Raw genomic sequence first — 14,731 nt, 5'->3', positions numbered from 1 at the left:
AAGCTAAGCTTGGCATCGTAACCGAGAGCGTCCAAAAGCTTGAGGTAAATCGTATGGCAAACGCGGCCCACCGGCACGAACGGCATGCGGATAAGCCTGTACAGCGGCACAAGCACCACAGACAAAGTATCCGGCTTCAAGTTGCCAATCAGGTTCGGGCAGAAGATGGTCACTATATAAATCACGGCACAGGCGCAAAGCATGTACGCCATGATCCCGAGCAGCCAGAAGTCGTGCGTCCACTGCCACGGGGCATTCGAGAACAGATAAAATCCGAACACACCAATGCCCACGTCCGAAAAGATTCGGCCGATGGAGACGGTCTCGTTGTAGCCACGATTTTCGACAATCTTTGCAATCTTCGCTTCGCGGTCCGTGCGGTCGTGGTCTTCACGCTTGGCATAGATGGCGGCAAAGACTGCCTTGATTAAAGTAAACGATGCCGAAACTAAAAGAAAGAAAACGAGAAGAACAATCGCAATGGTGTTCGTATCACCCATTTTCCATGCTCTCCTTGTCCTTGTACGGATCCAGTCCCAAGAACTCGCATTCGCGGGCGCGCATCACCTTGCGGTCGGCGGCCTTGATATGGTCGTACCCCGACAGGTGGAGTAGTCCGTGAACAATCACGCGCTTCATCTCGGCAAAAAAGCTATTGCCGTACTGCGGGGCCTGGCGCTTGACCTGATCCCTTGCGATGTAGATTTCGCCGAGCATTTCTTCTTCGCCCGGGATTTCTTCGTGCCATTCGAACGAAAGCACGTCCGTCACCTTGTCGAGCCCGCGGTAGTTCTTGTTCATCTCGCGAACGAACTCGTCGGTGCAGAGCACAATGTTGACGTTGTTCTCCGTGCCTTCTTCGGCAAGGAGCTTGCGGGCCATAGCTTCGAACTTATCCTTCCACGGGAAGGACTCGATATTCCCCTCGCACAGGAAATCGATAGTGTAGTCTTTCTTTTTACTAGCAGGGTCTGGCATTAAATGTTATACCACTTTTTTAAGACGTTGATAATGGCTTCGGCTTGCGCCTTGCCTGTAATCTTGAACTTGCCTTGGGGCTTGAACGTGCCTTGCATCTTGCGGTAACGGCGCAGAGAGACCTTCGGTTCGCTGAACTCGCCCGTTTTCGGGTCACGGTCCTGGTAGAAGAACATCACGGTCGGCCAAGCGCCCTTCGAAAGGACTTCCTTGCTCAATTCCTTGATGACAACTTCGCCGGTTTCTTCGTCAGTGTATTCGACGGTCAAATCTTCGACTTCTGCACTCATTTTTACCTCCAATGAAACACAAGTACTATACAATTATAACATTATTCTTTAAGGTATTAGGGGTTAGGGGTTAGGCTTTAGGACTATAATTGTGTCTAGACAAAAGACGGGAGACGAGAGGCTAGAGATTTTTTAGGTTATTGGTCGCTAGTCAATAGTTATTAGAATATTTTTTGCAGCAACACCGCACTATACCAATGCACGAAGTGCATGATATTTCTCCTAACACCTAAAACCTATAACCTACTACCTATCCACCACTTCGTGGTGGTGATGCTCGCAGCAGCCGCCGTGGGTATGGTCATGGCTCCCGAGAACGCGGTGCGGCACCCCGTGGGCAATCAAGTCGACTTCACAACCGTAAGTGCTATGGAGCATTTCTTCGGTCAGGTTAGCCCCTTCGTGATAATGCACGGAGTGGTTCACGCAAACAACGCTTTTTACCTTATGCGATAGCGCCATCAGGTCGTGCGTTACAATCACAATCGTCATCGTCTCGCTGAATTCCGCGAGCATGCTATAAAGCGCTTCTATCCCCGCAACGTCAATGTTATTGGACGGTTCATCCAAAAAGAGGATCTTCGGATTGCAAACAAGAGAACGGGCAATCAAGACGCGCTGGCGTTCACCGCCACTCAGTTCACCCAGACGGCGGTCCAAGAAGCCTGCGATATACACGCGTTCGAGTGCTGCGTTCACTTCATCCGACTTGGGAGAAAGCCCCGTCTTGCCAGTCGCAACGCACTCGCCCACCGTAATCGGGAAATCGATATTCTTGTTCGTGTTTTGCGGCACATAGCCGATAGCCACTTTCTTCGTCGGGACCTTTTCGCCAAACACGCGCACAGTCCCAGACGTAGGCTTCAAAAGCCCAACCATCAACCTCATCAGCGTGGACTTGCCACCGCCATTCGGCCCGATAATGGCAACAAAGTCATTTTCGTCTATAGACAAGTTCACGTCCGTAAGCACGGGCGACTTTCCATAGCCAAACGAGAGGTTTTTGATATCAATGGCGGCCATTACTTTTTGCAAGCCTCTTTAAGAGCATTGATAAGCTTATTCGTATTGCCGATAAAATCCGCGGACAACGGATCCGTTTCAACGACAACGGCCCCAAGTTCCTTCGCAATCGTCTCGGCAGCGCGCTTGCTAAATTCCGGCTGCACAAAAACCGTCTTCACGCCTTTTTTACGGCCAACCTTAATGAGGTTTGCCAAATCCCTAGGTTTCGGCTCCTTGCCGTTTACTTCAATAGCATACTGCTTGAGCTTGTAATCCTTAGCCAAATAGCCATAGGACGGATGGAACACAATAAACGAACGTCTTTCAAGTGGCAGACTCATTACGGTTTCATTCAAGTGACGTTCCACCAGCGCAAGCTGATCCTGAAGTTCTGCATTTCTGTTTGCAAAATAGACAACATGCTCCGGATCAAGTTTCTTGAGTTCAAAGAAAATGTTGTCTGCCAAAAGCCTAACTCGATTCGGAGAAGTCCAAATGTGCGGATCTAGTTCATCTTCATCGTGGTGGTGGCCAAGGATACCGTGATCGTCATGTTCCGACTTCATCCACTTGATGTTTTTGGAAATATCAATCACCTTTACGTTTTTGTTCGCACCCAGAAAGCGTGGCATCCACGTTTTGTCCAAGCCAGAGCCATCCGAGAAATACACCTGCGCCACAGAAAAAGCCTTGATGACAGCAGGCTTTGGTTCAAAATTGTGCGGGTCAGCCCCCGGCGGCAAAAGCGTCACCACATTCACACGGTCGCCACCCAGCATTTTCACAAGCGTCGCATAAGGTTGCAAAGAAACAGCAACAGTAATACGCCCATCGTTAGCGCATACAAAAGCAGCAGGAATCAAGACGAGCAACAGCAAAAGAGCAATACGACGCATTATTTTTTTCCTTCTAAAAAGGCGTTGAAATCTATTTCACTAACGTTGTTGACAATATATTCAGGTTTCACGTCGAGTTTCTCGACATCCGCCATTTTCGATTCACCGCATAGCGGCAGCACAAAACGGCAACCGGAACGTTTCGCCAGTTCAAAGTCCGTATAGAGGCGGTCACCCACAAAGAGGATTTCTTCCGGGCGGTAAAGTTTCAAAAGTCCCGAAAGCATTGCCGGGTTCGGCTTGCCAAAGCTCATTTCGGGTTCGACACCGTAAGCGGTCTTGAGAAGCGCCATGAAGCTACCGATATCGGGCACTGGGCCGCGTTCATCGGGGCAGACAAAATCCGTATGCGTGACCCAGAACGGGATTCCACGCTGCACACGGAACGAAAGTTCGCAAAGTTCACGGTAGTCAAAGCTGTTGTGGTAAGCGACAAGCACAAGTTCCGTTTCTTCAACCGAGGGGCGCAAATTGAGGCTCGGGTCCTGCGCAGCAAACCATTCGTACACTTCCGGGTTCGCAAAGAAAAAGACGTTCTTAATCTTACGTTCGTGAATCGCATTGAGCGAGAGGTACAGCGCCGAAATGATGGAATCATCAGCCAGCGGAAGCCCCATGACCTTGAGGCGGTTCTCGTAAAAGACAGGAGACTTGCTCGTATTGTTGCTCAGGTAATAGACCGGCACGCGCTTAGCGACGCGATTGACCGTTTCGACCGCACCAGGATATGGGCGGCCACTCAAATAGAGAGTTCCGTCTAAATCGAAAACAACAGCTTTTACTTTTTTCACGAGATGTAATATAGAAAATTAGTTACTAGTTACTAGTTATTAGTTACTAGTCTATACAGTCTTAGAGAGTGCATAACTAACAACCAATGACTATTGACCAACAACTAACAGTTATGTTTGCTATTTTTACTCCTATGAAAACTCCCGATAGCCGTTTCTATTGCCCGCTGATTACAGTCGGCACAATCATTCTCGACGAAAACGAAAGTAGCCATGCCGTACGCGTTTGCCGCGCCGCAAATGGCGATACGCTACAACTCTGCGACGGCCTCGGGCATTACGCCGATGCAACAATCACCAAGGCAGACGCCAAGGCCTGCGAAGTCCGCGTAGATACCGTCGAAGATGCCGCGCTCAAGCGCCCGCGCCTAAACCTCGGCATTGCCTGCCTCAAGGATGACGCACTCGAAGAAGTCGTATTCCATGCGGCACAAACTGAAACGGATAGCATCATCTTTTTGCGCACGGACTATTCACAGGAGCCCAAGAACTCCGACTTGAAAAAGACAGTTCGACGCGCCGAGCTCAAATCACTCGTGAGTCTCAAGCAATCCAAAAAGCCCTGGATGACGCGCATCGAGGGGCCGATTGAATTCGACAAGTGGCTCAAGGATTATCAGGGAGACTTGATTCTCTGCGATATCGACGGAGAACGCAAATTGGATTTGGAAGGAAACGCCGACGAGAACTGTTCCGCCGGAGAACGCGCGGCCACTCCCGTTACTTTGCTTGTAGGTCCTGAAGGCGGATTTTCGCCACGCGAAATCGAAACAATAAAGACCTTCCGCAACGGGAAGGTCCATCTGTTGAATCTCGGCAATACGCGCTTGCGTGCGCGCACTGCTGCAATAATTGCGTTAGGAAAGGTGCTGTAGCAGGTATTAGGTTTTAGGCATTAGGTAAATTATCGCGGCTACGCCGCCCCATTACAAACGGGCTTAAGCCCGTGTTTTTTCCTAAAACCTACAACCTACCACCTAAAACCTACAAACTAATTTTCACTTTTTCGCGCATAGCCATGACAGTTGCTTTGGCTTCTTCGACAGTGTCGCGGCGAGCAAGGAGAACGCCCATACGGCGGTGGCCCTTGAGTTCCGGCTTTCCGAACAAGCGAAGACCCGTATCCGGTTCCGCAAGAACTTCTTCCAAGCCGCTGAACTTCACATGGTCGGAATTGCCATCGACAACGATAGCCTTCGATGCACTCGGGCCATGGAAAGCGATGTTCGGGATTGGGAGACCGAGAATAGCGCGGGCGTGCAAAGCAAATTCTGAGAGGTCCTGTGAAATAAGCGTCACCATGCCCGTATCGTGCGGACGCGGGGAGACTTCGCTGAACAAGACCTCGTCCTTGCAAACGAAAAGTTCCACGCCAAAGATGCCACGACCGCCAAGAGCGTCCGTGACCTTCTTCGCAATCACCTTTGCCTGTTCCAAGAGTTCCGGCTTCATCGGCTGCGGCTGCCAAGATTCCTGATAGTCACCGCCCACCTGATGGTGTCCAATCGGTTCGAGGAAGCTCGTGCCACCCACATGGCGGACCGTGAGCAAAGTAATTTCGTAATCGAACGGCACAAAGCCTTCGACAATCACGCGGCTCGCAGCCCCCGTGCGACCACCCGTCTGGGAAATGTTCCAGGAATTTTCAATGTCGGCTTCGGTCTTGATGACGCTCTGACCGTGCCCCGAAGAACTCATCACCGGCTTTACAACGCACGGGATGCCGATTTCCTTGACCGCAGCCTTGAAATCTTCAAAGTTATCCGCAAAGCGGTACGGGCTCGTCTTGAGTCCGAGCTCTTCGGCAGCCAAACGGCGGATGCCTTCGCGGTTCATCGTAAGCTTGGTGGCCTTCGCAGTCGGGATGACATTGTAGCCTTCCTTTTCGAGTTCCACGAGCGTGTCCGTTGCAATCGCTTCGACTTCCGGTACGATGTAGTCCGGTTTTTCCTTTTCAATGACAGCGCGGAGTTCCTTGCCATCGAGCATGTTGATGACATAGCTGCGATGAGCCACCTGCATGCCCGGAGCGTTGGCGTAACGGTCCACAGCAATCACTTCGACGCCAAGACGCATCATCTCGATGATGACTTCCTTGCCGAGCTCGCCAGAACCGCAAAAGAGAACCTTTGTTGCACTAGAACTTAGAGGTGTACCGATTTCTGCCATATTGACTCCTTGTTGTGACTACAAATATAAATATAGTTGGCAGAAAACTTTATTTAAACCAACGGATAACTTTCGCAAAAATACTATACAAGAAGAATTCATCCTTCACACAGCGCACTGAATAGCGGCTGCTTTTATGTTCATCGTTCATAGAAAGATAATGTAAAGTACACTCATTTCCCGATGTGCAGACATCGCCACCATGGCAATCTAGAGGAAAAAAGCAAGCCAATCCAAAGTTATACGATCTAGCACTATCTTTTTCCGAAGCACTCCAAAATTCTGCATCAAGTCCCAAAAAAGTAGCACTAGCAGGAACAGCCGAAAATCCAAATTTATCCGTACCGTTTCCATGACCACTCCAACCATTCGTAGATTTGAGAGCCTTGCTCGCAGAATCCTTCCCTCCGGCCGTATGAATCAACATACTCCATTCAACCGAATCCGGCAAATGCCACCCCGCCGGGCAAGCAGCAATCGCATTATCCCATTGGTAAAACCGACCGAACTTAGTACAGTTGCTATCGGCATTCTGATAACAAGAACTACTATCCATTTTAAACTTCAAATTCTCAGCCATCCAAGTCTGCCATCCTATTTTCACGGTTTTGTAAGTTTGGTCATCGCGAGGGTCTGTAAATTCGCCTTTTGCAACAGAATATGACTTTTTTTCGGCTTGTTCATCCAATTGAGTCAAAATGAGTTCGCGAGTTTTTTCATAGGAATCATCAATTCCTTCTAGTTGCTTATCATTATAATTTTGCATAAATGAATAATAATTAGAACGAGATGAGCTTATCCTTTTACGAGCTTTGTCTTTGATACAACGTACCGACAACTTCTCTTTTGTACGTTTAGCATAATATGGGTCAGCATCGTCGCGGTCATAGAATAAACGCGTGGAATAAGCTTCATTTTCATTAGTCTCTGTAGAACTCCAAAAAGCAGATGCATTTAAAACAGGTTTACCCTCATCGAAAAACCAAGACTCCCTCCGTAAAGCTGTTGGATATGCAGAAAAGCCATATTTATCAGAACCGTCGCCAGCAGTGATGCAACGATAGACAAGAACTCCTTTATCAACCAACATGCTATGTTTATTTTTACACATCCACCCACTTTTCGATTTAAGAACCTTCCCCGCTATACCTTCCCCAACCGTTGATGTCAAGGTATTCCAATCACTAGTATCAGGCAAACGCCACCCTGCCGGGCAAGCTTTCATTGCCAAATTCCAATTGTAGAGGCGACCATATTTACCGATACTATCGCGTCGATTATAGTACTGACTACTCCCCTTTATCTTGTATCTCAAATTTTCGGCCATCCAAGTCTGTTCGCCAATTTTTACAGTCTTGTACGTCTGTCCATCACGAGAATCCCTAAAATTTCCTTTAGCATTATATACTTTAACATCCTTGAGACAGCGAACAGAAGCACCTGTGATTGTGCCACCGTAAAAATCTACTTTATTGTTATTATAAGTTAAATAAATCATATCTTTTTCAAAAGCACCTGCATCCATAAAAAATAATGCATAACGATTTTTACCAACAAATCTCACTTTACTAGAGTCAATTTTTAATTTTGAGATTATATGACGCGGGTCAGTTTTTAATTTTAATTTGGGGGTTCCATGATACGGATTATCATCTATATCCCTTAAGAAAAAAACGAGCCCCGCAGGAAGCAAAGAAAAGCCAAATTCATCTGTACCGTTCCCATCATATAGCCATCCCTCTGTAGATTTTATTTTTTTACCCACCGTAGAAGAATCATTCAAAACACTAAACAACTTTACCCATTCCCATTTAGCAGGCAAATGCCAACCAACAGGACACACTCCTTCCGAATTCACATACAAACGTCCATATTTCGTACAGTTGCTATCCACATTATCATAGCAAAAGCTATTTTCTGTTTTGTAATTCAGATTTTCAGCCATCCAAGTCTGCGGACCTATTTTCACAGTCTTGTAAGTTTGTCCGTCACGAGGGTCCGTCATAATTTTCTTCATTATGGAATTCACACTGCGAGAATCATTTAAATATGTTTTTACATCAAGAGAGTCTCCGTCCTTCTTTATTTCCATATTTTTATCGTTCGTTACTTGACTTCCATCCATTTTTTCATCTTTAACACAACGGACCGAAAGTAAATCAAGCGGAATCCGCTTTTTGACTTCTCTTTCATACATCCTATTTTCGCGTTCCTCCAGATCTATCACTGTAACAGGCTTCAAAGCGGCGGTATCAGTAAAATTCGACAAATTCATACTATACACGCTCGATTCAGAATACACCGTAGAACTCCAAAAAATACACGCCCCGATGTGATCGTTGCAATCCTTATAATTTCCCAAACCATTCCAGCCGTCTGAAGACTTGGGAACTTGATCCACCCATTTTTCTCCACCGATTGAAGAAATCAAAGTTTTCCATTCACTCGTATCCGGCAAATGCCAACCCGTAGGGCAAGCATTCATTGCAGCATGCCATTTATAAAGTCGGCTCGACATAAAGCAATCGCGATTTCCTGGACCAAAACAATAACTGTCGTCTGCATTGTAGTTCAGATTTTCAGCCATCCAAGTCTGTTTGCCGATTTTCACAGTCTTGTAAATTTGGCCATCGCGAAGGTCTTTCATAATACCTTTTTCCATCACGATTTTTTCTCTTAATGTTCCGCCATCATCGCATGCGACAAGAAATGCAAGCACAAGTAAGCAAACACAAGATAAAAGAGCAAAACGGCATTTCATAAAACTTCCCCTCTAATCCTTCACACAGCGAACGGAATAAGCCTTGTTGTTGGAATGATTCATATCAACATTAAAGGCATCGTGTTTCAATTTCACGTAATAGAAATTTTTATCATCTACTTCCTGAGAGCACCAGAAATTGGCAGACTTGCCTTCTTCGCTATTATCATTTTTATCGCCATAGCCAGCAGGAATTGCCGAAAAACCAAACGGATCTGATCCATTACCACCATTTATCCAGCCGGTTTTAGACTTTAGTACACTTCCCGCCATAAATTGTCCACCGACCGCATTGAATAACGTTTCCCATTCCGATGGAGACGGCAAATGAAAACCTGCAGGGCAAACTTCCATAGCCACGCGTTCCTCGTAAAGACGCCCATACTTAGCACAGTTACTAGGAACTTTGCCATAGCAATAGCTTTTATTGGGGACATCGTAATTCAAATTCTCCGTCATCCATGTCTGTTCACCAATTTTTATGGTTTTATAAGTTTGTCCGTCTCGCGAGTCCGTCATAAAAGACTCAGCACCTTTTTCAACTTTCATCGGTAATCTTGTAGAATCAACCTCTTTTCTATTTCCATCCTTGACACAACGGATCGAATACAGCATCGAATAATCACAATTGATAATTCTCGCCATATTCGTATTGTCATTCAAGAACATTAAATACGCATGATTCGAGTCATTTTCTGCAAAGCTCCAAAAATCAGCATCCCCACCAAGGAATACAGACATTGAGGAAGCAATACCTGTAGGTATTGCAGAAAATCCATATTCATCTTTACAATCATCGCAACCATCCCAGCCTGTTTTATTTCTGAGAGCCTTACCCGCTACACGTTGCCCTCCAACAGCAGAGAACAAGGTGTACCATTCCGCAGTTGACGGCAAATGCCAACCTACAGGGCATGCTTTTTTCGCCTCGTTCCATTCGTAATAACGACCTCGCACATCACAAGGACTATCTTCAACCCAGTCCCAGCAATTTGAGCCCGCCATGTCATAACTTAAATTTTCGGCCATCCATGTTTGGTCGCCAATATCCACCGTTCTATACACATGTCCATCGCGAGAATCGGTCATACTTTGCATCGGCATTACAGAATCTGAAGGTATTTTAGTAGAATCTATACTTTGTATTGAATCAATCAATTCATCTTTAACACAACGAACATGATACTTCATATGCTTATATGTTTGGTCTAAAGACATTTCTTTATTATAGAAAGCCAACATATATGCCAAGACTTCATCAAATATGGTAGAACTCCAAAAGCCCATATTTTCATGCATTTTCCAAGCGTTCTTCGACCTAAGCGCAAGCCCCGCCTTGTCTTTTTCATCTAGCAACGAAAGCAATGTTTTCCATTCATCGCGAGACGGCAGATGCCATCCCGTAGGGCAAATTCCCTGTACCGGATACGTCGGAGAACAATATTTCCATAGTCCACAACCTTCACCATTTTTGGTAAATGTCGCAGAGCTATCCATAGCGGCAGCCCAGCTGTATCGTCGTCCAAACCGGGCACAATTTATGCTTAGATCTTTTAGGCAATCACTATCATCTGTTTTATAGTTCAAATTTTCGGCCATCCAGATTTGTTCGCCTATTTTCACGGTCCTATAGACCTGACCATCGCGAGGATCCACAAGAATCTCGCTAGAAGTCTTTTCAGAATTTACAGCAACACCATCAGAATTTACCGTTGCATTTTTGGAAGAACTGCACGCGATAAGCGTTGCAAAAACGGAGCAACAAACAAAAGCAATTAAAGCAACACGTTTATTCATAATTTAATCCTTGATGCAGCGAATATTTGCTCCATAATATTTTTCATAACCGTTCACGTAATTATCTAGTTCAACACTTTCGATGCCGCTATACATAAGCAGAAGATAGGATTTACGTTTGTTCGATTTCGTAGAAGTCCAAAAGCCAGCCGTTTCACCGGCATATTTAAAGTTGCCATTGTCATCCCGCAACCCTGCAGGGAGAGCCGAGAAGGAATAGGCATCCACACCATTCCCATTGTCTTTCCACTCAGCCGTTGAGCGGAGCTTTTTACTCGCTACAAACTTACCACCGACACTCCCAATAAAGTTACGCCATTCATCAACGGACGGCAAATGCCAACCTTCAGGACAAATTCCCCGCACATTTCCCTTCGGTTTACAATTTCCACCATCCATGTAGCCACAACCTTTACCATTGGGGCTAAACTCGCCTACGCTATCCATTGCTACTGCCCAAGTATAAAAACGACCATATTCAACACATTTATTTGGCTCACCCTTATAGCAATAGCTATTGGCCGTTTGGTAATTCAGGTTTTGAGCCATCCAAGTCTGTGTGCCTATAGTCACCGTTTGATAAACTTGATTGTCGCGAGAATCAGTCATAGACCCCTTGATTACACTTGAAGGAGAAACAACAGAAGAACTGCTCGATTTTGCAGACGAACTAGAAGATACTTTTGAAGATGAAGATTCCATAGCATCTACATCATTCATGACGCAGCGAACGGAGTGCGCTTCGCGTTCATCACCACTATTAAAAGAAGCTACGGAGGTTAAATAATCAAATTGTACAAAGTCATATTTAAAATAACGTTTATCTAAATTATTCTGACGTTTCTCGGAGGCCCAGAAAAATGCATCGAAGCCACTCTTGAAATATTTTCCTTCATAATTTCTTTTTGCCCCCGGAAGTATCGAAAAGCCATATTCATCTTTTCCTTTACGATCGTTAAACCAACTTTTGGCATCTTTAAGCTTAAATCCGGCTATAAGCGGGCCTCCCACGGATTTGAACAAAGCTTCCCAATCTGCACGTGTAGATAAATGCCATCCACCCGGACAAGCTTCATTTGCAGCCTTACCTTTATAGAGGCGGCCATACCTAGCGCAATTTTCTAGGCTATCTCCAAGGCAATAACTGTCTGTTGTTTTGTAGTTGAGATTTTCGGCCATCCAAGTCTGTTTGCCAATAGTTACAGTCTTGTAGATTTTGCCATCACGAACATCCACAAAAGAATCGTTAACAACATTCGATGGAGATACCGTCGCAAAGCCGAGTATCGTCGCCTTCTTTTTACGAACTGGCTTCACCGTTTTCGATTTTGCCACAAGCGAGACGCTATCTAAAATACATCGAATCGGAATTTCATATGTATCCTTGTCTTTCCCCCATTCTACAGGCTTATCATAATACAGATTTACAAACGACCGATCCATAGAACTCCAGAATTCCGCATAACCGAAATCTCCATATGTTCTTTTACGATAGCCACTAGACTTAGACTTTTCTTTGGAATTTTGGGGAGTTTCATACTCCTTGAGACCCGATAAAAGCGCAGTAAATCCAAATCGATCCGCATACTGAATACGCGGAGGGTCGTCTTCAAACCCATAGAAAGTGCTAAAATTCCATTCCAAGCCCGATGAACATTTTGACGAACCTACAATCCGATCACAATTACTATTTGGCACAAAATGAAGCACTCGCCCCGCCACGGAATCACCGCCCACAGTAGCAAACAAAGTTTTCCATTCTACAGAATCGGGCAAGTGCCAGCCCGCAGGGCAAGCGTTCTTTGTCGCAGTCCATTTGTAATAGCGTCCTAACTCGGCACAAGATGCAAGAGAATCTTGTTCGCAACTGCTATTCGCCGTCTCGTAATTCAAGTTTTCTGCCATCCACGTCTGCGAGCCAATTTTTACAGTCCTATAAGTCTGACCGTCACGCACATCCGTCATAGAACCATGTTCTACGAATACCGAGGACGAAGACAATACTTCAACATTATTTTTTATTTCGCTTTCCTTCCCCATTCCATCTTTAACGCAACGCACAGAAAATCCACGATTTTTATTTTCGTTGGAATATTCAGAAAAGCCGTTTTGCATGCCCTGATACCAAGCTTTGAACGCATCTGTTTCTGTAGAGCTCCAAAAAACAGCGGTTTCACCCACAAGGAAATCACCATCAAAATCCTTATCACCAGCCGGAAGCGCCGAGAATCCATAATCATCCGTGCCATTACCATTTATCCAGCCGTCCCTAGACTTCAACAAATTCACATTCTTTTCGCCAACAACAGTTTTCAATGTATCCCATTCAGCCTTCGTCGGCAAATGCCACCCAGCAGGGCAAGCGCCTTGTACTGGTTTTGTTAGCGAACAACGTCTATCGTAACCACATTCTTTGCCCGTTGCACGGAGAATGTTTACGCTATCTACCCCAGAAGCCCACGTATAAAGACGCCCGTACTTGGCGCAATTACGATATTCATTCTGGTAACAAGAACTCCCCTCCGTTGCGTAGTTCAAATTTTCCGCCATCCAGGTCTGCGTTCCAATAGTTACAGTCTTGTAAAGCCTACCATCGCGGGAATCAGTTACAAATCCTTTCTCAACTTTCAAAGAAGAAGAACTTGATTTAGCCATAGAACTAGAGGATAAATTAACAGCCGGTTCTCCTTTTAGGCAGCGGACAGACATTCCAATTTTTTTGTCATCAAAATCTAAATCAACTTTATCGTAATAATACAGGGACAGTCCATACGCTCCGCCATTCTCTTCCGATGAGCTCCAAAAGAATGCGAATTCACCATCGGCGCTATACGTGCCGTCACTGAACCGAAAGCCTCCCGGCAAAGCAGCAAATCCCATTTCATCAATACCATTTTTTCCATTAAACCAGCCATCTGACGATTTGAGCGCATTCCCAGCCATATTCAATTTCGTCATGTAAGCCCAACCCATCTGTTTATCTTCTTTCCACTTATCCAGTAAATTTTGCAATTCACTTTTTGTAGGCAAATGCCAACCCGCAGGGCAAGCTTTCTGAGCAGCCGACCATGTATAAAGCCTTCCATATTTATCGCAATTCAATTCGTCATTCGCTAGACAATAACTCTCATCTTTTTTGTAATTGAGATTTTGAGCCATCCAGACTTGGTCGCCAAATTTCACAGTCTTATAAATTTGGCCATCACGAAAATCAGTCAATGAATCTAATTCAACCTTTCGAGATGACGATGAGCTTGTTGCCGATTCCGAGCTTGAGTAATTTGACAATTCAAGGCTATCATTTTGCACGCACCGAACTGAAAAAGCGGATTCCGGACTATCCTTATTAATACTAATAGAATCATTATAGTAGTAGAAAGACACTCTACTCGAATCTACAGAGCTCCAGAATGCAGCATCCTTCCCTCCTGCAATATAATAGACATCATCCTTTTTGGAGAAAATATCTCCGAAGGAATTCGGACCACCCTTTGCTCCAGCCGGGAGCACAGAAAAACCATATTCATCGATGCCATCGCCCCCATTCAGCCAGCCAAATGTTGATTTAAGCTTTTTACCTGCAGAATTTTTTTCACCTACATAAGAAAACAGCGCATTCCATTCAGTTGTATCAGGAAGATGCCAACCGTCTGGGCAGGCTTTTACCGCCCGTTTTTGCGGATAAAGGTATCCGAATTTGATGCAGTTGCTAATGTAACCATCATAACAATAGCTGGAAATCGTTTCCTCTTCGTATCCTTCCTCCGATATTGACTCATAGCCATATCCATACACAACGAAATTGTAGATTTTTTCGATTTTGTAATTCAGATTTTCGGCCATCCAAGTCTGTTCGCCGATTTTCACGGTCTTATAAATTTGGCCGTCACGATTGTCTGTCATAGTTCCGTATTTGACACCATCACGCAAAGGATTTTCCGCATCAACAGACGAATTCCGCGTAGAGCCACACGCAGCCAAAAGTGCAAGCACCAACGTACTTGCAACAGACAAAAAAGCAACTCGTTTACTCATGATTCATTT

Annotated in this window: 10 protein-coding genes and 1 pseudogene; 1 reads left to right on the top strand and 10 read right to left on the bottom strand. The window is 45.4% G+C overall.

Going from position 1 to position 14,731, the window contains the following annotated elements; all coding sequences use genetic code 11:
• From B3A20_RS00695 to B3A20_RS00670, 6 genes and pseudogenes are all read right to left on the bottom strand, one after another.
• Positions 1-500 (bottom strand): annotated as a pseudogene (locus tag B3A20_RS00695) (HlyC/CorC family transporter); the annotation flags it as partial.
• Positions 493-978, bottom strand: coding sequence for an rRNA maturation RNase YbeY (ybeY, locus tag B3A20_RS00690; RefSeq protein WP_012820391.1), 486 nt, complete (start codon positions 976-978; stop codon positions 493-495). The pseudogene B3A20_RS00695 and the gene ybeY, both read right to left, overlap by 8 nt.
• The gene (locus B3A20_RS00685; protein WP_012820392.1) at positions 978-1,268 is read right to left on the bottom strand and encodes a hypothetical protein; all 291 of its coding nucleotides are present in this window, start codon (positions 1,266-1,268) and stop codon (positions 978-980) included. Before B3A20_RS00685 ends, ybeY begins: the two co-directional genes overlap by 1 nt.
• Positions 1,269-1,514: 246 nt before the next feature.
• Complete coding sequence (locus tag B3A20_RS00680; RefSeq protein WP_290760764.1) at positions 1,515-2,303, bottom strand: metal ABC transporter ATP-binding protein; 789 nt, start codon at positions 2,301-2,303, stop codon at positions 1,515-1,517.
• Entirely contained in the window at positions 2,291-3,169 is an 879-nt protein-coding gene (locus B3A20_RS00675) for a metal ABC transporter solute-binding protein, Zn/Mn family (protein WP_290760762.1), read from the bottom strand. Before B3A20_RS00675 ends, B3A20_RS00680 begins: the two co-directional genes overlap by 13 nt.
• A complete protein-coding gene (locus B3A20_RS00670; protein WP_290760760.1) occupies positions 3,169-3,960 on the bottom strand; it encodes an HAD-IIA family hydrolase in 792 nt (263 codons plus the stop codon). Before B3A20_RS00670 ends, B3A20_RS00675 begins: the two co-directional genes overlap by 1 nt.
• 134 nt (positions 3,961-4,094) lie before the next feature.
• On the opposite strand from B3A20_RS00670, the gene B3A20_RS00665 reads away from it, so the two are divergent.
• Positions 4,095-4,835, top strand: a complete 741-nt coding sequence (locus tag B3A20_RS00665) for an RsmE family RNA methyltransferase (protein WP_290760758.1) — start codon at positions 4,095-4,097, stop codon at positions 4,833-4,835.
• Between the two features lie 109 nt (positions 4,836-4,944).
• Here the strand turns inward: B3A20_RS00665 and purT are convergent, their stop codons facing one another.
• Genes purT through B3A20_RS00645 form a run of 4 tightly spaced genes read right to left on the bottom strand, consistent with a single transcriptional unit; the run spans position 4,945 to position 14,722 of the window.
• Positions 4,945-6,129, bottom strand: a complete 1,185-nt coding sequence (gene purT / locus B3A20_RS00660; protein ID WP_290760756.1) for a formate-dependent phosphoribosylglycinamide formyltransferase — start codon at positions 6,127-6,129, stop codon at positions 4,945-4,947.
• Positions 6,130-6,178: 49 nt separating this feature from the next.
• Complete coding sequence (locus B3A20_RS00655; protein WP_290760754.1) at positions 6,179-8,890, bottom strand: FISUMP domain-containing protein; 2,712 nt, start codon at positions 8,888-8,890, stop codon at positions 6,179-6,181.
• A 12-nt stretch (positions 8,891-8,902) separates the two neighbouring features.
• Positions 8,903-10,687 (bottom strand): FISUMP domain-containing protein, encoded by a 1,785-nt coding sequence (locus B3A20_RS00650; protein WP_290760752.1) that lies wholly within the window; start codon positions 10,685-10,687, stop codon positions 8,903-8,905.
• Between the two features lie 3 nt (positions 10,688-10,690).
• Positions 10,691-14,722: an FISUMP domain-containing protein gene (locus B3A20_RS00645; protein WP_290760750.1), complete on the bottom strand. Its 4,032-nt coding sequence runs from the start codon at positions 14,720-14,722 to the stop codon at positions 10,691-10,693.
• Between the last annotated feature and the right edge of the window lie 9 nt (positions 14,723-14,731).

It is taken from the genome of Fibrobacter sp. UBA4297, from assembly GCF_002394865.1.
In the GTDB taxonomy this organism is placed as follows: Bacteria; Fibrobacterota; Fibrobacteria; order Fibrobacterales; family Fibrobacteraceae; genus Fibrobacter.
Note: the sequence above shows the minus strand (reverse complement) of the source record. Positions and strands in the feature narration are given on the sequence as shown.